This window comes from Coleofasciculus sp. FACHB-542, from assembly GCF_014695825.1.
Lineage (GTDB): Bacteria > Cyanobacteriota > Cyanobacteriia > Cyanobacteriales > FACHB-T130 > FACHB-T130.
The window spans coordinates 44,709-68,320 of record NZ_JACJPB010000038.1 but is presented as its reverse complement, the minus strand read 5'-3'; the positions used below and the strand labels follow the sequence as shown (position 1 = coordinate 68,320).

Annotated in this window: 19 protein-coding genes; 7 read left to right on the top strand and 12 right to left on the bottom strand. The window is 46.0% G+C overall.

Going from position 1 to position 23,612, the window contains the following annotated elements:
- Positions 1-10 precede the first annotated feature (10 nt).
- Complete coding sequence (locus tag H6F52_RS13660; RefSeq protein WP_190535479.1) at positions 11-1,102, bottom strand: dipeptide epimerase; 1,092 nt, start codon at positions 1,100-1,102, stop codon at positions 11-13.
- Positions 1,103-1,145: 43 nt separating this feature from the next.
- Here H6F52_RS13660 and H6F52_RS13655 point away from each other — a divergent pair, with 43 nt between their 5' ends.
- Entirely contained in the window at positions 1,146-1,718 is a 573-nt protein-coding gene (locus H6F52_RS13655; RefSeq protein WP_190410713.1) for an NUDIX hydrolase, read from the top strand.
- Positions 1,719-1,820: 102 nt separating this feature from the next.
- Here H6F52_RS13655 and H6F52_RS13650 read toward each other — a convergent pair whose 3' ends face one another.
- Entirely contained in the window at positions 1,821-2,123 is a 303-nt protein-coding gene (locus H6F52_RS13650) for a DUF6464 family protein (RefSeq protein ID WP_190410712.1), read from the bottom strand.
- 454 nt (positions 2,124-2,577) lie between these two features.
- Between H6F52_RS13650 and H6F52_RS13645 the strand changes: the two genes are divergently transcribed.
- From H6F52_RS13645 to H6F52_RS13630, 4 genes are all read left to right on the top strand, one after another.
- Positions 2,578-3,291 carry a hypothetical protein gene (locus H6F52_RS13645; protein WP_190535476.1) on the top strand — a complete coding sequence of 238 codons (714 nt, stop codon included), beginning with the start codon at positions 2,578-2,580 and terminating at the stop codon, positions 3,289-3,291.
- Between the two features lie 106 nt (positions 3,292-3,397).
- Positions 3,398-4,468 carry a CHAD domain-containing protein gene (locus H6F52_RS13640; RefSeq protein ID WP_190535474.1) on the top strand — a complete coding sequence of 357 codons (1,071 nt, stop codon included), beginning with the start codon at positions 3,398-3,400 and terminating at the stop codon, positions 4,466-4,468.
- 80 nt (positions 4,469-4,548) lie between these two features.
- Entirely contained in the window at positions 4,549-4,974 is a 426-nt protein-coding gene (locus tag H6F52_RS13635; protein ID WP_190535470.1) for a thioesterase family protein, read from the top strand.
- Between the two features lie 278 nt (positions 4,975-5,252).
- Entirely contained in the window at positions 5,253-5,603 is a 351-nt protein-coding gene (locus tag H6F52_RS13630; RefSeq protein WP_190410708.1) for a hypothetical protein, read from the top strand.
- A gap of 73 nt (positions 5,604-5,676) precedes the next feature.
- Here the strand turns inward: H6F52_RS13630 and H6F52_RS13625 are convergent, their stop codons facing one another.
- The 5 genes from H6F52_RS13625 to H6F52_RS25250 form a co-directional block, all read right to left on the bottom strand.
- Positions 5,677-6,126: a hypothetical protein gene (locus H6F52_RS13625; protein ID WP_190535466.1), complete on the bottom strand. Its 450-nt coding sequence runs from the start codon at positions 6,124-6,126 to the stop codon at positions 5,677-5,679.
- A 279-nt stretch (positions 6,127-6,405) separates the two neighbouring features.
- A complete protein-coding gene (locus tag H6F52_RS13620; RefSeq protein WP_190535463.1) occupies positions 6,406-7,953 on the bottom strand; it encodes an alpha/beta hydrolase in 1,548 nt (515 codons plus the stop codon).
- Between the two features lie 480 nt (positions 7,954-8,433).
- Positions 8,434-9,516: a UV DNA damage repair endonuclease UvsE gene (gene uvsE / locus H6F52_RS13615; protein ID WP_242033941.1), complete on the bottom strand. Its 1,083-nt coding sequence runs from the start codon at positions 9,514-9,516 to the stop codon at positions 8,434-8,436.
- A 214-nt stretch (positions 9,517-9,730) separates the two neighbouring features.
- Positions 9,731-10,369 carry a hypothetical protein gene (locus tag H6F52_RS13610; protein WP_190535458.1) on the bottom strand — a complete coding sequence of 213 codons (639 nt, stop codon included), beginning with the start codon at positions 10,367-10,369 and terminating at the stop codon, positions 9,731-9,733.
- Between the two features lie 124 nt (positions 10,370-10,493).
- Complete coding sequence (locus tag H6F52_RS25250; RefSeq protein WP_199300549.1) at positions 10,494-11,645, bottom strand: hypothetical protein; 1,152 nt, start codon at positions 11,643-11,645, stop codon at positions 10,494-10,496.
- Between the two features lie 343 nt (positions 11,646-11,988).
- Here H6F52_RS25250 and dacB point away from each other — a divergent pair, with 343 nt between their 5' ends.
- Positions 11,989-13,494 carry a D-alanyl-D-alanine carboxypeptidase/D-alanyl-D-alanine-endopeptidase gene (gene dacB, locus H6F52_RS13600; RefSeq protein WP_242033940.1) on the top strand — a complete coding sequence of 502 codons (1,506 nt, stop codon included), beginning with the start codon at positions 11,989-11,991 and terminating at the stop codon, positions 13,492-13,494.
- A 131-nt stretch (positions 13,495-13,625) separates the two neighbouring features.
- Here the strand turns inward: dacB and H6F52_RS13595 are convergent, their stop codons facing one another.
- Positions 13,626-14,684 carry an ABC transporter ATP-binding protein gene (locus tag H6F52_RS13595; RefSeq protein WP_190535453.1) on the bottom strand — a complete coding sequence of 353 codons (1,059 nt, stop codon included), beginning with the start codon at positions 14,682-14,684 and terminating at the stop codon, positions 13,626-13,628.
- Positions 14,685-15,266: 582 nt separating this feature from the next.
- On the opposite strand from H6F52_RS13595, the gene H6F52_RS13585 reads away from it, so the two are divergent.
- Positions 15,267-16,508 carry a hypothetical protein gene (locus H6F52_RS13585; RefSeq protein WP_190535447.1) on the top strand — a complete coding sequence of 414 codons (1,242 nt, stop codon included), beginning with the start codon at positions 15,267-15,269 and terminating at the stop codon, positions 16,506-16,508.
- Between the two features lie 347 nt (positions 16,509-16,855).
- Here H6F52_RS13585 and H6F52_RS13580 read toward each other — a convergent pair whose 3' ends face one another.
- The 4 genes from H6F52_RS13580 to H6F52_RS13565 form a co-directional block, all read right to left on the bottom strand.
- Positions 16,856-18,442 (bottom strand): iron ABC transporter permease, encoded by a 1,587-nt coding sequence (locus H6F52_RS13580; protein WP_190425308.1) that lies wholly within the window; start codon positions 18,440-18,442, stop codon positions 16,856-16,858.
- Positions 18,443-18,567: 125 nt separating this feature from the next.
- Entirely contained in the window at positions 18,568-19,674 is a 1,107-nt protein-coding gene (locus H6F52_RS13575; RefSeq protein WP_190425305.1) for an extracellular solute-binding protein, read from the bottom strand.
- A 555-nt stretch (positions 19,675-20,229) separates the two neighbouring features.
- Entirely contained in the window at positions 20,230-21,009 is a 780-nt protein-coding gene (locus tag H6F52_RS13570; RefSeq protein ID WP_190535444.1) for a superoxide dismutase, read from the bottom strand.
- A gap of 180 nt (positions 21,010-21,189) precedes the next feature.
- Positions 21,190-23,547, bottom strand: a complete 2,358-nt coding sequence (locus tag H6F52_RS13565) for a TonB-dependent receptor (protein WP_242033939.1) — start codon at positions 23,545-23,547, stop codon at positions 21,190-21,192.
- Between the last annotated feature and the right edge of the window lie 65 nt (positions 23,548-23,612).

Here is a 23,612-nt window from a genome sequence, read left to right as displayed (position 1 = left end):
CTATTCGGCACTAAGGCGCTGCTTCGCTAATATTCTCCGTCCTTCTGATAACTCCCAATCCGGGTAGATCGTTGGGTAGCAACCGTCCATCTTGTATGGATGCACCGATAAAAGGATCGTCGATTAGATTCAGATGACTATCTAAATCTAGATAATCCGCTAGGGGTGAGAGTTGTGCCGCCGCCGTATTCGAGATGGCGCTGTCAGAATAGCAACCGAACATTACCTGCAATCCACAAGCTTTCGCTGTATGTATCATGCGAATCGCTTCCGTTAAGCCGCCACATTTCATTAGTTTGATATTAACGCCATGAACGCGGTCTGCCAGTTGCGGGATATCCTTGCGAGTAAAGCAACTTTCATCTACAAAAATGGGTAGAGGCGATCGCGTGTACAATTCCTTAAACGACGATTCCCCCATTATCCCGACTTCTGCTTCTCGTCCTAGCGGCTGTTCCACATACTTAACGCCCATCTTTGCCAGCCAACTGCACATCGTCACAGCGTCTTCCAGACTCCAACCCCCATTGGCATCGACGCTTAACTGAGCATCCGGTGCTGTCTCCCGAATTGCCATCAGCATCGCTTGATCCGCTTCAATTCCTTCGGAACTACCCAATTTCACCTTCAAAACATTTGCCCCTGTCACCTGCCGCCAATCGCGCAATCGCTGTAAAGCACCCGATGGGGAATTAATCCCAATCGTCACAGAGATGGGAACAATCCGATCTCGATCCAACCCCCACAGACGCCACAACGGTAATCCTAGTCGCTTTCCCTGCCAATCGTGCAACGCCATATCAATTGCCGCCCACGCCGCAGAAGGGATTTGCGCTGCTTGCAATACTTCCTCAATTTTCTGCTTTTCCCAAGGGCTATATGCCTCCAACAGCGGCGCGATGCCTTGCAATGCCTCCAAGAGAATCTCTGTGGTTTGTCGCGGTTGTCCGACTCCAATGGAAAAAGGCGAAGCTTCCCCCCAGCCTTCAATCCCCTCTGCGATCGCGCGTACCCACACATTCATGGTTTGCGCTGTCGTCCCGCGACTGATGGTTAAAGGAAATCGCTTGTTTACTGTAAAGGTTTCTACGCTAATCTGCATTGTTGTATGCTTTATGATTTTTGAATCTACTTTGGATTAGTTTATGAAAAACCTTAGCAAGTGGAAAATTTTAAATTCTAAAATGGTGATCAATAATCAATGGTGTAAAGTCAGACAAGATGAAGTCGAATTACCCAACGGGCAAATTGTCGATGATTTTTTTGTAAATATTCGACCTGATATAGCTGTTATTTTACCAATCACTCAGCAAAAAGAAATTGTTTTTGTCCGTCAATACCGTCATGCCGTCGGAGAAATTTTATTAGAACTTCCTGCGGGTGCTTTTCATCCAGCGGAAGAGGATAGTGTTGTAGCCGCTGCCAGAGAATTAGAAGAAGAAACAGGATATGTTGCAGAGCAATTCATTCATCTGGCAACTTTATATGATAATCCACCCAAAGATACAAATAATATTCATTTGTTTCTAGCTGAAAATGTGCGTCTAGCCAGTCAGCAAAGGCTAGATATCACCGAAGATATTGAAGTTATATTAATTCCTATCTCCAAAGTCAAAGAAACAATTGCTCAGGGTGAAATTTGTGTTTCTGGAACAATTGCTGCTATTTTCTTAGGATTAGATTTTTTATCTTGTCAAGCTGCTAAACAAGCAAATTAAAATACCCTGAAGCTTCAAGGGTGATAATATTAAATGTTTTTTAAATGAATTTTTAATCAACTACGCCTATTTTAGACATCTTCATATTTATATAAGGTTAATTTAATTGTATTCTCTAGATTTATAAGAAGAACATTCGTGGCAAGGGCCAAAGGGGTTTACTGCACAACGGATATAAGCAGAATGAGCATTAAACTGACAAGTAATATCCCCAATTAAATAACCCACGCCTTCAATGTAATGTTGATCTGAAGGCATTTGCATTCTTTGCATTTGCCGAGCTTCTATCCTCCGCATCGCTGCTTGCAAACCCGCCATGTTTCGTGCTTCTATCCTGCGAACGTGCCACACTGAAAGCAGCCCTGGTATTAGACTAACAACAAAAATGAGGAGAATTTCTAACACACGCTTATCCCTTCATCTTATCCTTATACAATTCTACCCGATTCATATAAGTAGGTAGCCGTAAGTATTTGTAAATTCAGTTTAGCTTATGCACTACCCATTGAAACTTTGCGAATAATGGGTTTCTCCATTGTTCAAGTTAAGGCTAAATTCGCTTTGCCGTTTAAGCATCTCGATTATAACTTTCCAGACATTCTCTAGGTTGAGTGGTCTGAAACGCCACATCCCTAATTGATGGAAGTTATTACTGTCTATTCTTTAGTCTTCAGTCTGCAAGTAGCGTACCACTACACTAACCATTCTATTTTTAAGGTTAGCGTGATTTCCCTCTATCTCGAAAGAGAGCCAATGAAGCTTAAACTTATTCAACCAAAGGTATACAAATCTCTAGATCCAAGAGCCTATTCTAGGATCTAGAATGGAACACTGCATTAGGTGTAGTGAGAGAATATCCGTGCTGAACCTCGACTCCTTCTTCCCCCAAGAAATGACGACCGCGCCCGAACATCCCCTAGCAGCAAATCGAGATTTGCCGATTTCGGGACAAAGCGCATCTAAGGAAAAAATTCGTCAGATCCAACAACGCGATCGCATTCCGGGAGTCGTCAAGCGGATAGTTTCTTTAGATGCGAATACTTTCTGGCAATACTGGTGGTGTGTTCCAGGGCGCATCTTGCTACCGGAAGATGTAGAACTTTTAAGAAGCGATCGCCTCCGTGTAGAATCGATCCTGTCAAAACTGGTTTGGCTGTTTGGCGGTTACTGCTTTGGAGATGATACTCCCCAGCAGGGAGAGCAAAAACCCGTCTATGATTGGCAGCAAATCGTAGAATTTGCCCGACAGCACGGGTTTGAATCTTATGTGCTGGATATCGATTTTCTCCCCAGCGCCATTCAGATTGATAACCGAAATTCCCAGCTAACTGAAAAGACTTCCTCTACTACTCATGTTGCCGTTGAACCCGCTCATTGGCATATTGAGTTTTTTCGACTGCAACCCGTCGAAGCTGAATTTTTTGAGATTCAGGAAGTAAAAAACCTCTGTAGCTGCCAAATCTGGACTGGCAAGCCGTTCCTCAAAAACCTACAGACTGGCGAAGCCGTAACCCGATACGACTTGTGGGTTTCCTATCCGGGTCATATCACAAATACTCCCTGGATGCAATAGACTCCAATACCAAAACCTGGGTGGAAATGTGGTACTTTAACCGTTCAACTCAACCCTGTCCTGCTATTAACTAATCCAATCCATCGCGTTTAGAGCCAATATTGTCATGAAAAAGCATACTCAAGAAAAAGCCAAGACTTTAGGAGACTGGGCATACCTAGCGATTGAAAAACACTTTCAAAAAACGATTAAGCACGAATCTGACGTTATCAAAGACAAAGATCCAGAAGCGTTACACCAGATGCGCGTGGGAATTCGTCGCCTGCGTTCGGCGGTAAAAGGTTTTGCACCCGCGCTGGATCTTCCCAAGTCAGCCCAAGAAAACAAGATTGGCAAAATTGGTCATCGTCTTGGCGGTTTGCGGGATTTAGACGTGCTTCAGGACGCCCTAAAAAATCGTTACCATCCGAATTTACCCTCTAAAGAACAGAAATCTTTAAAAGAGGCGATGAATGCTCTAGATAAACAGCGCCAGCACGCGCTAGAACAAGTCCGGGATACCCTAGAGCATCAGCAATACAACAAACTCAAGCAATCGTTGCAAGGGTGGTTGAAGCATCCGACTTATCAAGAAATTGCTCAGATGCCGGTAGAGCCGGTTCTGCCAGATTTACTGTTGCCAGAAATAAGTCAGTTATTGCTCCATCCAGGTTGGTTGCTAGGAGTTGAATTTAAAGCCGGACAGATTGAAGGCAAAGAACTAAAACAATCAGCTGTATCGCGACTTTTAGCAGATGAGGGAGAAGTTCTCCACAGCTTACGAAAAGAAGCCAAGCGCGTGCGTTACCAAATGGAACTATTTTCTGACTTCTATGGCCCTGCTTATGCAGGTTATCTGCAAGACGTAAAGTCAGTTCAGGAAACTTTGGGAAAAATTCAAGACTGCGTTGTTTTAGTAGATGTGCTGAGTGATGTCTTGCACTCCAAGCTCAAACATCAACTACCGACGCTAACTGAACAGCTAGATCAAACTGTTTATGAAGCATGGCAAGAGTGGCAACCCCTACAAGAGCGTTACTTAAATTCCCAAACAAGACAAGCCTTTCACCTGGCATTGTTGCAGCCGCGCGATGAAAGTGATATTGACAATGAACCGAAAAATGAACACACAAACGAACACAAGCATCAACAAAGTGGCTTAAAAGATGGGACTAGCGGTATCGGTTTTGGCACATAGCTTTAGGGATGCAAAAGGAGCTTTTATTCTGTAAAACGATGGGCTAGCCTGAAAGTTGGAAAAAATATTCTGATTAACGGATGCAAAAGTTCATAAGCCGACTGCGCGTGCGATACCACGAGATGGACACCTTGGGGCACGTTAACAACGCAGTCTATCAGCATTACCTAGAACATGCAGCAGTCGAACACGATGAACATCTCGGCTTTAACCAGAAAGTCTACCAGGAACTCGGCGGCGGCTTTGTAATGCGGCGGATCGAGATAGACTATCTGCGTTCTGCTGTTGCAGGCGATCGCTTAGAAATTACCACCTGGCTGCACCTAATTCAAGGAACCCGTGCTATCCGCCGCTATGAAATCCGCAAACAGGAAGAAGCTCCGCTATTAGTGACAGCAGAGGCGTTGTGGGTGTGGGTGGATCTTGCCGCAATGCGTCCGCGAGCCATCCCTAAGCAGATCCTAGATGCCTTTGGGCAATTGTTTGAGTCTGCGGTATCCGAATAAAAAATCCCTTGTCTAAGGCTAATTAAGTCATTAGTCACCAGTCCATCGTTATGGGTCATGCATTCTTTGTTACTGACCCATGACCTATGACTTGTAACAATCTTTAATTATTTTGACTCCTTGAATATATCTTGCGGCAGAAGGGTGCGCGATCGCCATACCCGTAGAATCTCTCTGGTCTAATCAATTGACCACTGGTTCTATAAATGACCTTGATGGTCAGCGATTCTCGCGTATTGCCAGATTCTACGAAATACAACAACAAGGAGAATTAAATAATGCAGCGCATTTTTTCAGCATTAGGGCAAGCATTTCGCAACAGTATTTTGATTCTGGTTACGGTGAGTTTGCTTAGCCTCTCCAATTTATTCATTTTTGCAAATCAGCCTGCTTATGCAGCGACAAGCTCAAGTGCAAATATTAACCGTACTTCAGACCCTACTGAAGACGCTAGTTTTCGAGAAGAAGCTTACGAAGAAGCCGCAGAACAAGCTCGGAATCCAGATAAGCAGGATGAGATTTACAACGAAAGTGTAAAAGCAAACAAAGGGCCACAGGCAGAGAATGGCTTAGTTGAAGGAGCCAAAGAACTGGTTGAGAAAGTAACAGGTCAAGGCGATAGCAAATAGCTATTTGGGTAATTGATTCGTGAGTCATTAGCCCTTGCTACGGATTAATGACTCATGACAAATGGCGTAATAATTAGGGATTAGACTTAGCGCAATTTGGAACGTCAGCACCAGCTTGTCTCTTTGATAAATTGACTTCCCATCCAGGTAAGTTCCACCAGACAACACGCTTTTGCGGCTGTATCCAAAAGTCTAGATGGTTGATATCGCCGTTTTTAAACACAAGCGTTGGAAATTTTGGATAGTCGCGATCGCTCGCTTCTGTATAATTGCGTCCGAAATAATTCATGCAAACTCTTAAGCCCTGAGCAACGCCCAATTTTTCAACTCCAGTGCCTTTTAAGGTTGAATCATCGTAGCTAAGCGTTCCACTATATGATTGTCCGGCTAATGACCCTTGAGTCACATTAACCGTGAAGTCATAGGTAACGATAGACGCTTGGGCTTGACTGGTTGCGATCGCAGCAGTACCAAGAGTGACAATAGCGATCGCCACTGAAAATTTGGGGGACAGGTTGAGCATGGCAGTGTTGATTGATGTTTTAGAGGTTAGTTGTGAGTATCACTCATGAGATGCAATAAACAGGACAATTTCAGCGATTCTTGAGTCCTGGTGGATAGGAATGCTTAATGGACAGTTGCCGATGTACAGGGATTTAGATAACTATCAATTGCGTTATTGAACCTAAAAAGAGAATTTCACATTAGATTCCGTTAGAAAATTGCAGAAATTCTTTCTTTTGTACCACGTTTTTTATTGAGAATTTATTTCAATACATGAAATTTTGTTTGACATCGACCTCTAGATTAACCCTTGCACTTGTAATTCAGGAATTAGCATATTCATAATTAGCCGATGATCTTCGTGATCAGCATTCGGATTTACAACAGAGGTCGCATTGTTGCCAAACTTGTTATTTTGCCCTGCCCAAGCTGCAAGTGCCTGATCTTCAGCAGATAATACGTCTGCTGCTCCACCGCTTGTAAAGAGTATAGGTAAATTGGCTCCTCCCGCCAAACTCAATATCTTTTTAAGTTTTGCTTTCGTATCCATGTCGCCTGCTAAAGCTTGACCAATACGTGCCTCTACTTCATTGCTACCCTTCGCTTTTGCTGCTTTGTAGGTGCTTGGCATTGCCCGGTCTAAAATCAAAGCTTTCACGTTTTCGCCCCGACTCTTCATAACTCGCTTGACTAAAGTAGCAGCTACTGGACTACCTAACGAATAGCCATGAACAATGATGTCAGTTGATGGGACATTCAATGTATTTCTCACATAGTCATACATAGCTTCGGCATCTTCATAGAGTCCGGCTTCGCTTGGATCGCCCCCGCCGCCACCGGGTCCATTGACGGTCTTGTAACTGTCTCCAAACCCTCGATAGTTTATAGCTAAAACTTGTGCCCCAGCAGGAACATACTCACGAGCAATCTTTGTCATATAGTCCTCTGCTGAACTCCCACTTCCCGATAAAGTCAGAACTGTTGTGTTTGCTCCACCACCAACAGGTCTGTAGAGTTTTCCTGTAAGAGTATTTCCATTGGTGCTTTGAATCGAAACCGCTTGCGTAGCGATAGCGTTAGGATTTATTAATCCCCCACCCAAGGTATTACGACGAGCGGTCTCGTCCCCAAAAAGCTCATTCCGGGCTACACCAGCTACATCATTTGCTACTGTTTTCGCACGCTGGAGTGTAGGGCTATGATTCACATGAGTAACTAACTTTCCTTTAGGCTGTGGTTGTAACTGGCGCTGAATAGCTCCCCTATTTTGCTGTACAGTTTTTCCCAGTGAAGGTTGCAAGGTTGTTGGAGAATTTAAGCGATTGATTACTTGAGCCGCAACACGATCCGCTTCCTGCTCATACTTATCTCCTGGCTCCCCAATGGTCAACTTTGCCTGTATTGGTGGTTCTGACAACTGTTGCGAAGAGTTCAAGGGCGATCGCTTTCCCCCCAGTTGCACTCCAGGTGTCCCCAGCCGACCCATAGCCTGGATTTGTGGGGCAACTTGTTCCCCAGGCGAAGTAACCGCAACCTTAGAAAAGTCAAATCCGCTTCGCGATGCCCTTTCCTGGTTCTGCTCCCAGAAATCATTCATTTTCGCTTGCAACAGACCTAACTGTTCCTGCTCGATCGGGGTGATGGTGCCACGCTCTTCCTTGAGCTGGAGTCCAAAAGCTTCAAACTTGTTCCGATTAAAAGCTTGATTCGCTAATTCTTCTGGTGTCTGTTGCTCCTTCGGCTTCATCTGTATCGGAGCCGCAAACGGGCGACTTCTCAACTGAATCGTCGGCTGTGGTATGTAAGACTTCTGCTTTTGTAATGAATGCGTTCTCTCAAATCCCATATCAGCCTTTGCCTCTGGTAGTGCGTGTCAAGTGGTATCAGATGCCCTTGATTATCGGTACCGCTGCGATTTCTATATCATAAAACAAGCAACAAAATACTCTAAAATTAATAAACTTAATTGTAAGTTTTGAGTCAATCCTATAATTATAAATTCTAAAATTATGCCAGCTAAATGACGGTTTGCAAGACATCTATTTGAACTTGATGGTTCAACTTGATTGAACCTGGCTAAAATCCTTATTTGGCGTGTTCCATAATCTTTTTTCTATGTCTGTTGCGATAATTATAGAGATGAGTGACGGGACAAATTTTCTTAAGAACTGGCAGAAGTGTTGAAAGATAGCTCAACACTTCTGGGCAATTTGGTATTTTGTGCATTACTAGAACACATCATTACCTGTTTAGGATTACCAAATTAAGTTGCAATATTCAACGCAAAGGTACGCCAAGGAAAACGTTAAGGTTCACAAAGAGATTATTACTCACCGTCCAAGTTTGAACTCAAAACTTTGTCCTTGGGTTGTTCAGCTTTCTTAGAAGTCCGTTTTTTTTGCTGAGTTTTCGGTTTAGTAACCTTGTCCTGTGGCTTCTCTTCTAGCGGTTTGGGTGGGGGTGCGGTGCCAAAGACAGGCGACCATTCTTCTCGCAGTTTCGCGATCGCTTCTTCCTTCAGTTTCGCTTCTATCTCAATCCAGGGAACGTTGCAGTAGGCACTGGGCATCACGGTGATAAAATCGCTATGATGCGGATCGCCAAAGGATTCCCGCCCGTTAGAGATATGAACTAGCTGCCATTCTGGCACGGGCCAAGTCGTCCGTGCTGCTGCCTTCATCTGGGCGATGCTGGGGTGTTCGTAGCTGTCCAGCTTTTCGTGAATAACGTGGTGATGGGCGTCAAAGACCATTGGCACGCCAGCTTCGCGGCAAACAGCGAGAATTTCTGCCGCACTATAGGCGTATTCGTCGTTTTCTAGGGCTAATCTTGAGCGAATTTCATCGGGTAAATCGCGGATGACTTGGATCAGCCGCTCAGCGCGATCGCCCTTACCACCATGTATCTCCATCATCGCCCAAGGCGATCGGGGTTGCCCCAATAAATCCATATTCCGGGCGTGCATCTGGAGAATCTTGATACTGTTCTCAATCACAGAGGGTGTATCTGAACTGAGGACAACGAACTGATCCGGGTGTACGACTAATCGGATACCAAGAACCGTTGCGCGATCGCCTGTTGCTCGCACCTGTTCCGTAAATTCCTCTAGCATCGCCTCACCCAAATCAGTATCGGCAAAAGGAAATATCCCTGAGGGAAGTCGATAAAGCCGGAGATTATTTTCTACGCAGAAATCCAGCGCATTATTTAGGCGTTGCAAATTGTCGGTATACAGCTCCCGCAGCACTTGCTGCTGTTCCGCTGTTTCTAGTTGCAATAGTCGTTTGCGAGTGAGGGCGCGGTAACGCACTTTGTCAGACGTTGTGATGCACACCAACCCCAATTGGGGTGGTGATTTTGTAGAAGTGGAATGCGCGTTTGTCCGGTTAGGCAGATTGCTTATCATCATTGTTTTATCCTTAGTCTTCGTTTGGTTTCAAAAATTTAGCTCGCCAAAGCGGTTTGTTAAAAAAATATTTGACAAATTCAATAGGACTCAATCCAGTTTTGTTCGTAAAAAAACGCGAGAATTTTCGCTGCGTAGAGACGCGATGAATTGCGTCTCTACAATCTCGCTGTTTAACGAGCCATGTTATCCGAACTTTGCATTTACCCTCGCTAAATTAATTAGAAACCGGCACGCCTTTAAATGGCTGGGTATTGGGAATATAAATGTCTAACGTATTGATTCCCTGCGGAACTTGTAGCCAAACATAGGCATCGGCTGAGGCACCTTGTCCAATGCTGCCAAAATCCACTGAAGGAGTCGCACGTTTAGGAGAAACCGCCTTGTAAGTCTCGTTTGTATTCGGATTGCGGGCAGTTATTGCAGATGGGTTTAAAACATCTATATCTGGATCGGTCGGACTTGCAACCCGTCGAATCCGAAACTGCATATTTACGACATTCCGAGATCCCGTTTCTGGATCGGCAACGCGCCTTACCGAGAGTAATTCTACTTGTGCCTTGCTGTTAAAAGCCGGTTGCACAAACTGCCCTGGTTGAATTTTGGCGTTGGTGTTGGTGGCGTTAGTCGGAGTAAGCACTGGAGAGGCGGCGCTAGTAGGGCTGACGGTGGGAGTGCTGTCTGCATCTGGTGTTGGGCTAGATGTTGGCTCTCCGATAGGCGTCGAACCGCTTTTTAAATTAGCGATCGCGTTGAGTTCCTCCCGCAGTTCAAAAACTTGATAGGCACTGAAGCCACTGCCAATAATCGCCAAAATTGAAAGTACAACTGCGATGCCAGATAAAAAATTGCTCATACGTTTTGGTAAGGGGTAATGGATCGTGAGTCAGAAGCAACGAACTCAGAAGAAATGACTAAAGACTCATGATTATGGACGAATAATGACTGACAAATCTCCACGATCCATTACCGATTCCCTCCTATTTAGAAATGGGCACATTCTTAAATGCCTGTACCTCCGGCACGTAGAGGTCAATAGAATTGACGTTTTCTGGCACCCTCAGCCAGACATAGGCATCTGCCGAGGCTTGTGGGCGCAGCTGGAACAAAGAAACGCTTCCCGTCGAGCGATTAATCAAGTCAACGGCTTTGTAGGTTTCGCTCGTCTCTGGATTCCGTCCAGTGGTTCCGCCCACAGTAATGATGTCACCTCCAACCACTCGATCCGCTGACAGACGCCGGACGCGCATCTGCACGTTTACCACGTCGCGGTTTCTGGATTCGGGATCTTGAATTCGCTTCACAGACAGCAACTCTACTTGTCCTTTGGTGCCCAAGGCAGGCTGTACAAATTGACCGGGTTGAATGTCAGCGCTGGGCGCTGGCGCAGCTGGCGCAGTAGTCGCGGGTGCTTGAGCTTGGGGCGATGGCGCGATGGTGGGTACTGGGGAAGCGGGGGCGGTTCCACCCACTGGGCTGGTGTTCGCATCCGCAATCGGCACATTTTTAAACGCCTGCGTTTGATCGACATAGATATCGAGGGTACTAACACCTGCGGGGACTTTTAGCACGACATAGCCTTCTTGCGGTTGCCCCCGGCGCATCTGATATAAAGAAACCGTTCCTGATGAACGCTTTAAGGGATCGAGTGCTTGATAAGTTTCGCTGGTAATCGGATTCCGGGCGGTTGTCCCACCGGCATTAATCAGGTCTCCTCCCACCACATCGTCTGCAAGACGATTAATTCGCATATCCACGCTGACTTCATCGGGCGCACCGAGAATTCTGCGGACAGCGATTAATTCTACCTGCCCTTTGTTGCTTAAAGCAGGCTGAACAAATTGACCGGGTTGAATGCCAAGGCTGGGTGCTGGGGCGACTGGAGCAGTTGGGGCGATGGTGGGGCTAATGGTTGGGCTGACGATTGGGCTAGCAGTCGTCACTGGAACTTCTGCGGGAGCGATCGCATTTTCTTGTTGCATTCGCTGATACAGCCACCAACCAGCAGCAACTAAACCCAATGTCGAAAGTGCGCTTAATAGAGCAACCAAAAAATATTTACTTCCGTTGTTCCGACGGGGTCCCTCTGTATGGCGATTGCTTTTCTCAAAATCGCGCTCTTGAAGTGCCATGATTATAAGTACCTATTTTTTTCGGTTGTAAATACAAAAAAAGCTATGATTATTCTGTATTTTATTCACTTTTCAAGACTCAATAAGCTCTACCATTAGAAATATTTTTATTGCTAAACCAAGTTGTGCTTTTGCACCTATCTAAGGTAATATTTTCACTAACAAATCAGTTTTATTCGGAAAAATCTGAATGGTAAGTAGGTTGTCAAAAGAAAGTATCAGCTTATCCCAGCATAAAAAAATCTGTAGTTCCAAAAAAACAAGTTTATCTATTTTTAGGTTTTTCCCGCGGCCCTACTTATTCCTAAAAATTACTAAAATCAGTAAATGCCTGAGTTTCCTGTTGCTCCTAAACACACAATTGCTAGCCTGGCAGGAAGCGGCGAGGGCAAATAATCCCGCTGTTTCTCCGGATCCTTCGATAAATTCAAAGCAGGTTTCTCAAGCAGAAAAACCTCAATCCCCTGCGTTGGTTTGTCCTGCCCAACTAGGAAACGCGATTGAAGCTGTCACCAACCGCCCGGAATTTTCTCGTACTCGTTGGGGAATTTTAATAGAACCATTATCGACAAATTCAAAATTTCCAGAACGCACCCTCTACAGCCGCGAACCAGACCGTTACTTTATCCCCGCATCGAATACAAAGCTGTTGACAACAGCAGCGGTTTTAAACAAATTAGGTTCTCAGTTTCGGATTCGCACCTCAGTTTATGGCACAAACGGGGGAGAATTGCGCGTTGTCGGACGAGGCGACCCCAGTTTTAGCGATACCCAGATAAGAGGCTTGGCACAACAGCTAAAGCGCCAGGGAATTCGTCAGGTGCAGCAGCTCATTGTCGAGGATGATTACTTTCAAGGGCAGGCAGTAAATCCCAGTTGGGAATGGGGAGACCTTCAGGCAGCTTATGCGGCACCCGTTAATAGTTTGATTTTGAATCAAAATGCCACTGTGCTAACCCTATCACCGCGATCGCCTGGGCAACCGCTACAAACCGCTTGGATCGATCCAATTGCGATCGCGCAATGGCGACTGGAAAATAATACGGTGACAGCGGAAGCGAAATCACCGGCAGCGATCGCCGTTAGCGCTGTACTGGGGAAACCCGTATTACAGATTAAAGGTCAGTTGCCTGCGGGTGCCGAACCTGCATCCTTGGGTGTGGCAGTTCTCGACCCCGCCCAGTATTTTTTGCAGCACTTCCGGCGGGCTTTAGTAATTGCAGGGATTCCTATCGCACAGTCGCAGGTGGGATCTGGCAGAGAAAGGGGGGACGAACGGGAATTAGCTGCTGTGGAGTCGCCGCCGTTGGAGACTCTGTTGATGGAGACGAACCAAAACAGCAATAATCTCTACGCAGAAGCTTTATTGCGAACCCTGGGTGCCGCCGGTAAAGGCGAGGAAACCACACTTTCAGAGAATTCGGCTGCAATGGGGTTAGCTGCTGTTAAACAAGCTTTAACGGAATTAGGCGTCGATCCCAACAGTTACGTGATGGCTGATGGTTCCGGGTTGTCTCGTCACAACTTAGTGAGTCCAAAAGCACTGGTGCAGACTCTCGAAGCGATCGCGCAAACCAAAGAAGCCGCAATTTACCGCGCCTCTCTCCCGGTTGCCGGTGTCAGCGGCACCCTAAAAAGTCGCTTTCAAAATACTCCAGCCCAAGGCATTGTGCAAGCGAAGACAGGAACGATGAGTGGAACGGTTTCCTTATCTGGGTATATGAATCATCCAGAGTATCAAACGATCGTTTTTAGCATTCTCGTCAATCAATCCGACCAATCTGCCCCAACGATACGGCAGGCGATGGACGAAATTGTGCTGCTACTCACTCGCTTGCGTCGCTGTTGAGTGCGATACATTTGTAGGGGCATGGCAATCAAAAAGCCCCGACCAAGCCCAGTTCGCCGGGTCGGATTTGGAGATCCCCCAACCCCCTTAAAAAGGGGGCTATGAGCAATTTCCCTAATTTATCGAGAGTTTTAGTTGGGAAAAACTCGAACGCTATCACCGGCAATCGATAGCTGCACTCGCGTTCCTACCGGCAAGGCGGTATCAGTCATCGTGCGAGCGTGGAGTTCTTTACCAGAGGGAGTTTGGAGGCAATATCGGTACTCGCGCCCTAAAAAGCGCCGGGTTCGGATGACAACAGGTGCATCAGGAAATGGCTGTAAGATCAAGTCTTCCTGGCGAATCATGAGTTCGCCGGTGAGGCTAGAAATGGGGTCTTGCCGTCCGTTAAGGGCGACATCAAAACAACCGACTTCTGTTTCCCACAGATGACCTTGGCGTTGGGCGGGAAGGAAGTTGGCTTGAGTAACAAATTCGGCAACAAACCGCGAGGCGGGGTGGGTGTAGATATCTTCCGGTGTGCCCAATTGCTCTAAATGTCCTTGACGCATAACACCCACCCAATCAGAGATGGCAAGTGCTTCTTCCTGGTCGTGGGTGACAAAAATTGCTGAAGTGCCAATTGCCTTGAGAATCTCTCGCACTTCTTCACGCAACCTCAAACGTACTTGGATATCGAGATTGCTGAGGGGTTCATCGAGGAGAACCAACTTGGGTCGCGGTGCTAAGGCACGGGCGAGGGCAACCCGTTGCTGCTGACCGCCAGAGAGTTCGTGAGGATAGCGCTTTTCTAATCCTTGCAGACCGACAAGCGCGATCGCATCTTGCGTGCGTTCCTTGACCTGCTGTTTACTCAACTGTTGCAACCCAAAAGCAACATTCTCCGCCACACTCAGATGAGGAAACAGGGCATAGTCTTGAAAGACAATTCCCACGTCCCGATGCTCTGGCGGCACCCAACAACGGGAATCAGCTACCGTTCGTCCCGCAATCTCCACGCTTCCGCGGTAAGGTCGTTCAAAACCCGCAATCAGCCGCAACAGTGTAGTTTTACCGCAGCCAGATGGCCCCAGCAATCCCAACAAATCCCCTGGTTGCAAGGTCAACGTTACATCTTCAACAGCCGGAATTGCATTTTGACTAAACTGCTTCGTTACATTCTGTAAGCGTAAAATTGCCGGTGATTGCATAACTCAAAATTTAAAATAGGCGGCTTGATTAAATAGCTCTTTGGCACAACAAATAATTTCAGGACTTACACAACTGTCACATGCGATAGCGAAGCGCTGCTGCGAAGCGCAGATTGCATCTCCACAATTAGGCCAAGGACATGGCTAACGCTGGACGCCTGAGTTGAGCAACTAATTTTCTCCTGAGAACCTGAATGTCAACCCTACGACAAACATTTGCAATGGTACGGGACTTGTAGTGGTAACAACAAGCTCTGGCAGGAATGCAAAGAAGAATAAAATTCCCTTTGGATTAGTGATACTGGTGACCAATCCAGTCCAGAAAAGTCTTCGGTAAACAATTGGAGTAACCGTTTTTGATGACTGAACCTGCTGCTTGCTCATCAACATTTGTACTCCTAAGAACAAATATATAGCACCAGCGAAGCGTATTAAATTAAACAGAAGCTCTGATGCCTGTAGCAATGCTGATAGCCCCAGCATGGCAAAACCAATTTGTTAGGTTCTTGTAGGAAGTCGTCTTCGGTTGCTAAAGCTGAAACATCAACATTTCTTATTTTCAATCCTTGCTTCAAAGTTGCTATGACGCAAATTGCTGAACAGTCTCCAAATAAATTAGTTCTCCGCCAGAATTACGTGTCCTTCGGTCGTGTGTTCCGAGAAATTCTCGTGACCGGGATAGGAGTTGGATTCCTTCTCTGGACCGGGCCTGCAAAATTGAACTGCCAACGGATAGAACCGACGCAGGTTACGTGTCAGTTAAGCAAACCGGGCTGGTTGGGGTTGGGGGTGTGGCAGAACACACCCATTCGTAATTTGCAGGCTGTGGAGTTGACAACAAATGTAGATGATGGGGTATTTTACCAAGTTCTGTTACAAACCAGTGAAGGTGAAGTTCCTTTAAGGGAATATAAAACTTCTGGGTTGGATAATACACAGGAGAGTGTTGATCGCATCAACACCTTCCTAAAAGACCCTACAGCAAATCGCTTAAGCATTGCACAGGTGGACTGGTTGCAGTGGTCTGGGTTACTCCCTGGCATGTTCTTCCTTGTGGGAATCAACGCGCTGTATGTCAGTCTTTTGAGTATCCGCTCTAAATTAATCGAGTCTTATTGCATTGACCAAACCCAGAATCGACTGACTTACCAATATGGGAGTCTGTGGAGACAACGCCAGGAACATTATGATTTTTCAGATATTCATCGGGTTATTTTAGATGTAGACCCTTGGGCAAAGGTGCGGCTCTTTGTCGAAATGCGATCGGGCGAGTTACTTTGTCTGTGTGGGCAGGCTCACCCATCTGTAAAGTCTCCCTGGGAGGGAGCAGAGTGGCAACAAGTGCAGCCAATAGCAGATGAGGTCAGTCGTCGAGTTTACCGTCCCTGGCAATTGGCACTTGGATTTGGGCAAACCTGGATTGACAAATATGTAGCTCCAAACCCATACGCAAAAGGGATCGCACAGTGGTTGAGAGCGAACGTGCAATCATCTAAAGTTTGGGTCTTCGATCGGTCAGCCCACTGTATCATTTCCCAGGACAGTAATACGGTCAAGACCTACACGCTGAGTGATTTTGTTGATGTTCAGGTTCAGCTGACTCCTACTAGAAGACTAGTTCCAAAAGAAGATAGTGATGGTGACAAATTCTACGATGTCAACTATCAGATCGTTTTGGTGTTGACTTCCAAGAGACAGGTTGCAATTCAGTACTATTCCAGTCGCGAGTACAACTGGGAACCCGAAAGTGGCAAGCAGGCAACCGCACAAGTTCGGGCAGAAGAGACGGCTCAACGTATCCGCCAGTATGTCCGCAAAGATTAGCACAGCGATCGCCATCATCCATCAGGAAGGATCGCGTGCATGAGGAGAAACGCCTTGCCATACGGGGCATAGCGTAGTTTTTCTGAGCGATCGCGCTTTCGTGGTGTTCTTATGCGATCTGCGCTTCGCAGCAGCGCTTCGCTATCGCTGTGCCAGTTGCGTAAGTCCTGAATTTGATAAAAACCATATAGATAGCAATCTTAAGTGATTCATGAAACCCGCTTCCTTCTCTTCCTTGGCGTCCTATAGCGCTAATGCTCATCTCTCTCGCGCATTCGCGCCGCTTCGCGAACGCTAGCCCGTCCTTGGCGGTTCGTCAAAATAAATCTCCTACAAACCATTTCCGCCTACTTATAACTCCTCACACGCTCTTGAGATAACAGTAATAAAGTCGAACCAATTGAAACTAACAACATAAATAGAGAGCCAGTTGCTGCCTCAGCAAACTCAACATTTTCCGTCGCTTTCCAAATCTTTACAGCCAAGGTTTCAAAGCCAATCGGTGCTAATAGCAAGGTAGCCGGTAATTCTTTAATTGCTGTGAGAAACACCAACATAGCTCCAGCAATAACACCCGGACGCACCAGCGGAAGCGTAACTTCTCTGAGAGTTTGCCAGGAACTTCTACCCAAACTCCGCGCCGATTCTTCCAGCTGCGGATTCACCTGTAAAAGCGAACCCCGCACGGTTCCCACCGACTGGGGTAGAAACAAGACAAGATAGGCAAACACCAACATCGGCAGGGTTTGATACAACTGTGGCAAGTAGTTTGCCCCAAAAAATACCAGCGACAGCGCCACCACAATTCCAGGCAAGCCAAAGCCAATGTAAGAACAGCGTTCAATTATTGAAGTAATTCGCCCAGGAAACCGCACCGCTAAAATTGCCACAGGTAAGGCAAAAAGAGTGGCGACACCCGCTGTAATTCCTGACGCCAAAATGGAATTGAGTGCAGCCGGTACCAGATTCGGCAGGCTGTAGCCATTATGGAGTCCGCGAATCAGCCAGAACACGGTAATGCCAATAGGAAGCACTAAAGCGATCGCTGTCACGACCGCACAAAAAGCTACCGCAGGCCACTTCCAACGACCTAGTAGCAAGACTTTAGGGGGGCGCTGGGAGGTGGAGCCGCGACTGTAGTATGCTGCACGCGATCGCGCTCGGTACTCTAACCACAAAATCAACAGTACCAGCCCCACCAATACCAACGCCAAAGCCGCTGCTGAATTGCGGTTAAAACTTGCCTTGTACTGCAAAAAAATTGCCCGTGTAAAGGCATCAAACCGCATTAACGACGGCGTCCCAAAGTCCCGCAGCGAGTACAACGCCACCAATAAACCCCCAGCCACCAATGACGGGCGCAACTGGGGCAAGATAACCCGAAAGAAAGTAGCTTGACCGCTTTGACCTAAACTGCGGGCGGCTTCCTCCAAGGTAGGGTCAATTCCTTGCAATCCAGAACGCACGCTCAACAGCAAATAAGGATAAGTAAATAAGGTGAGTGCCAAAATCACCCCAGGCCAGCCGTAGATCGAAGGTAATTCCTGCACCCCCAAAGGTTCCAGCAACAACTGCAACAAACTACCCCGTGGCCCAAAAGTGGCAATCAGCGTAAAACTCCCTACATAGCTAGGAACTGCCAAGGGTAAGGTCGTCGCTATTAGCCAAAATCGACGTCCCGGTAAATCGGTTCGCACGGTTAAAAATGCCAGTGGCACGGCAATCAATGCCGAACACAGGGTCACGATTGCCGCCATTGCCGCACTGTTGAGCAAAATGGTGAGAGTTCGGGCACGGGAAACTAATTCCCAGAGCGCTTCCCCACCGACACCAGCCGTCCGGATGACCAAATAAGTCAGAGGCAGAGCGATCGCGATCGCTACTGCCGCTGCTGTTAAAGTCAGAAATAAAGGGGGTCGAGCTGCTTTCTCCAATCAGTTAATCAACATGAGGATTAACAACCAACAATTCAACAAAATTGCGGAAATAACATCACTTTTGAAGGCTGGTCATGGGTAATAAGAGTTATCAGTACTTATTCCCCATTCCCACAAACGACTTAAATTACCTGTGTCTCCTGCAAAAGCTTCAACGTTGCATCCAAGTCGTTCAGATTGCTTAAGTCAATGGCAGTCGCTTGGCTGGGAATTCCGTTGAGTGCTTTTAAATTCCCCGCCGGAGCGATTCCCGAAGCTAGTGGATACTCATAAGTCTTGGTGGCAAAGTATTTCTGAGCATCCTGAGCCAACATGAAGTCCACAAACTTCTGAGCAATATTGGGATGTTTTGCACCCTCTAAAATTGCCACGCCCGCCACGTTAACCAAGGAACCAACATCATTGGTAAAGTGATGATCCACCGGAGCTTGGGGATTTTCTTGCTTGAACTTTTCTAAGTAATAGTGATTGACAAATCCGACCGCAATTTCCCCACGGGATAGCGCTTCTACAATTGCCGCATTTTTGGGGTAAGTTTTGGGATTGTTGGCTTTAATGCCTTCTAGCCATTGCTTAGCTTTCTCATCCCCTTGCGAGACGCGCAAAGCGGTGACAAAGGACTGGAAGGAGCCATTCGTAGGTGCCCAACCAATTTTTCCTTTCCACTTTGGATCGGTAAAGCCAGTGATAGATTCTGGTAAATCTGCTGCCTTAACTAACTTGGTGTTGTAGTCTACTGTCCGCACTCGACCCGTAATTCCAACCCACTTCCCATCCGGTGAGCGGTAGCGGCTTTCTACCCGATCGAGCAGTGAAGTTGGCAACTGCGATGCCCTACCTGCCTTTTGCATTGCTCCGAGTGCCCCAGCATCTTGGGCAAAGAAAACGTCAGCCGGACTATTTTTACCTTCTTCCAAAATGGCTGCTGCTAACTCAGCGGTGTCGCCATAGCGGACTTGTACTTTCGCCCCAGTTTCCTTTTCAAACTGTTTAATCAGGTCGCCAACCAGTTTCTCGTCCCGTCCTGAGTAGACCACCAGTTCTTTTTCCAATGGGCCGGTGGCGGCAACTGGGCTGGCAGATGGACTGGCGGCAGTCGTACTGGCAGGGCTGCTGGTTGGGGAGGTTGCATTGGGAGTCGTGACACTCTGGTTGTCAGAGCAGGCGATCGCTAACCCACCGCTCGCAGTTGCCAGTCCCATTAAAAACACAAACTTTCGACGCTTCACCAGGTTACTCCTCAATAAAATCTTATATTGACAATGTTTTTTAACTAGGTAGCTAAGAACCGTTTGTTAAGTTACCACAAACAAATTCTCCACCCACTACCTGTACAAAGGGTTGCTTTTCTTTGAAGCCATCTTCTATAGCCTGTGTTATCAACTTTTAGTAACGTAATTGACAACCTTTGAATATAGCTGCAAAAAGAGTTATTGTCAATTATTATCATTAAGCTACAAAAATAGCGCTGTAGATGCATTGGGTTCCCAGGATCGGGAGCATCCCGATGAGAGCAAATTGCCCAGAGGCGGGAATCCGGCGAGACAAACGAAGTCCATCTAGCACTGCGAGAGCCACCTCGCGCTTCACAGCCTCAATTGAGCCTGCTAACTAAGGCTTCGAGCAACTAGGCCGGGATGGCACTAACACAAAGAGTTTGCAAATAAATTTCCGGATTAAAGCTAAAGTAAGCTTTAACTTACTGGTCAGCCTTTAAACCCGTTTAAACGGGTTTAAGCTATTAGCCCAAACTTTAGTTTAGGGCTGAAATCAGCGGCATTCAACTAAGCTGATGCTTTCTCAAATCGCTGGTTTACTGCATTCCAATTAACGACGTTCCACCAAGCATCTAAATAATCAGCACGCTTATTTTGGTATTTCAAATAGTAGGCGTGTTCCCAGACATCATTGCCCATAATCGGATACATTCCTTCCATCAACGGACTGTCTTGATTCGCCGTACTCATCACTTGCAACTTACCATCCTTGCCGCGAACCAGCCAAGCCCAGCCGCTGCCAAAACGCTTGCTACCGGCTTCATTAAATTGCTTTTTGAAAGCGTCAAAACTGCCAAAGCTTTGATTAATCGCTTCGGCAATTCTTCCTGTCGGCGCTCCACCAGCATTGGGTGCCATGATTTCCCAGAACATCGTATGATTTACGTGACCGCCGCCGTTATTGCGTACTGTAGTACGAATATCTTCTGGCACGCTATTGATGTCACGAAGCAATTCTTCAGGACTCTTGCCTTTGAGTTGCGAGTATTTATTCACGGCTTCATTCAGGTTTTTGACGTAGGCGGCATGGTGTTTATCATGGTGAAACCGCATCGTCGCCTCATCAATATGGGGTTCCAGAGCATTGTAGGCATAAGGTAAAGGCGGCAGTGTAAAAGTATTTGCCGTTTGCCCCTGCTGTTGTGCTTGCGGTGTCTGCTGCTGTGCTTGCTGGTTTTCACTTTTTGGAGTTGTTTGAGCTGCACAAGCTGCGGGGAAAGCCCCAATGACGGCTGCTCCGGCAGTGCCACCTAGCAGAAACAGGAAATTTCGACGATAAAGAGCCATAATTCAATCAATTTCGGTAGAAAGTTGCGCTTTCATCAAAAATTACACCTGTCTAGCGGCATAAATACCTCTATCTCAAGGAGGTAATTTCGGGATGACGACAGGATTGCGTTAAGCGATCGCTCTGACAAAAAGCAGTAAAATTCTACTCTTACCCTATCCAATACCCGTCCAAAACTTTTAGAAATTAGATTGTAAGCCAACTCGTAAAGTTAACCCGGGGTGATAGATTCGATTAGCTTTCTCGTACTTTACATCAGCCAAATTTTCTAAATTTACTGTAATCGCAAAATTTTTAGTGATCGGAATCCGACCGCTCAAATCCAAATTTAAGTATGACGGCGAAAAATCTTTGTTACTCTCTCTAGGATTGTTAAAGAAAGCTCTCCGTGCCCCGCCGTGGTAACTTGCATATAGATTCAATTGCCATCCTCCACTCGCATAACCAATCCCGAATTGTCCTACTGAGTAAGGAATTAAACCTAGCTGTAATCCTTTCTCTAAGCCGGTCTCAATTCGCGCATCTGTATAAGTATAGTTAAGAAAAGTTGACCATTGCGGAGTCATTTGCCACCGTAATGCTGCCTCCAACCCATTTGTATTAACTAGACCAATATTCGCCCAGCGTCCTGATATAACTCCGAGGCGGTCGTTTAAACGGCTGCCAAAATAGGTAAACTGTCCTGTCAAATTTTCTAAAAATTGGATATCAACTCCAGCCGTCCAAGAAGATCCGGTTTCTGGATTTAGATCTGGGTTCGGCAACCAGTTATGAACCGTATCAAAAACATACAATTGATCTAATCCAGGATTGCGCTGAACCGAAGCCCAACTGCCCCGCACCGCCACCGTTGGAGTAACAGCCCACCGTCCCCCAACACTGGGATTCAAATAGCTCCCAAAGTCACTATTAAAATTTTGCCGCAGACCAAAATCTGCCTGTAATGAGTTACTTATTTTCCAAGTATTTAAGGCAAATATTGCTGTATGAAACCTATCTCTGTTTTCACTTTCGTTCAGGGTAAGCTGATTAGGGACTGTACTTAAAACATTCCCATTTAAGTAGCTATTTTGTACATCGAAGCCCCAAGTTAAAGTATTTCGAGGAGATGTTTGCCATTGATGCTCTACCCTAGCATTGAGAGCTTGGGAATTCAGAGTACCAGTCCGGTAGAAGATATTTTGAGTCGGGCCATAAGTATTAAAGTAATCCTGATTGTAAGAAAGTGTCGTTCTCAGAACAGAATCTTCACCTTCTCCTAGCAAAGCCTTCCAAGATAACCCAATATTAAAAGCATCGTGGTCTAATCTGTCTTTTTGCAGAGGAAACCCAAAATAAAGTAACCCACGACGACTGCTAATTTTAGAAGCATCTAAACTAAGAGTATTTCTAGAATTCAAATCTAGTGAAATCCCGCCAAAGTAGTTGCTAGTTGCGGTATCTCCATTAAATAAAAGACCTTCGGAATCCCGATTAGCTGCACCTTTAGGGACAGCATAACGATTATCTGCCTCGTAATCTTCATAGCCAAGATTAAATCTTAGATTGTCAACAGAACCGCCATAGCTAATCCGATAGTTAGACTGATTAAAAGAGCCATATTCAACTAAAGCATTGAGTCTAGGAACTTCTTGTCCTTGTTTGGTGATGATATTAACAACTCCTCCAAAAGCTTCCGAACCATATAAAGTAGAACTGGTGCCGCTGGATAATTCCACTTGTTCGATTGCTTCTACTGGAATACTATTAAGGTCGGTAGCGCCATGATAAGTATTAATATTCGTGTTGATAGGTCTGCCATTGAGGAGAAAAACAGACTGATTAATCGAATGTCCCCGGTAGTAAGTGCCAGTATGAATATCTGCCCCGAAACCGGCATCATTAATGGCAAATCCAGGGAGTCCTCTCAAGACTTCCGCTGCACTATTAGCGCCTTGCTTTTGAATTTCTTCTTGATTAATTGTATAGACGGGCGTAGACGTTTCCGGGAAATTTTCTCTCTTCGCCGTTACGACTAATTGAATTTCTTCATTTGTTCCTACTTGAACTTCTGGCTCAGTTGTCAACTCACTTGATTCAACTGCTTCAGGCGTTTCATCAGCCTCGCTATCAGGCTCAGATGCTATGGAATCAGTAGTATTATCTATGTTAAAAATAAGCGCGGAATCACTTTGATTAACTTCTCCGGGCGGAATCCCAGCCTTTCCAATTATGACTACCTGAATACTATTAGAATCCAAAGGAGTAACAGATACAGCAGTGATTGCATCAGTAGGGTTGTTTTGATAGAAACGACTCCCTTCGGGTAAGCTCAACTGAGCATTGATGATGTTAGCGATAAAGATATCGTTATTGCTGGATGTCAAAATTTGAGAAAGCTTACCACCCGTAGTTTCTAAAATTACCTGAATGCCGCTACTTGTGGGAATTAAACGAATGCTAGTGACTTGTGTAACTTCCGCCAGAACTGGAGGGGCAATGAATACTGCTACAACGTTCGCCATCAAAAAACTATTGAACAATAAGTGTTTATTCATATATTTTTTCCAATAAAGTTTTAGTTAATAATCGTTTTAGCTAATTGCTTTGAGTTTTAGCGATC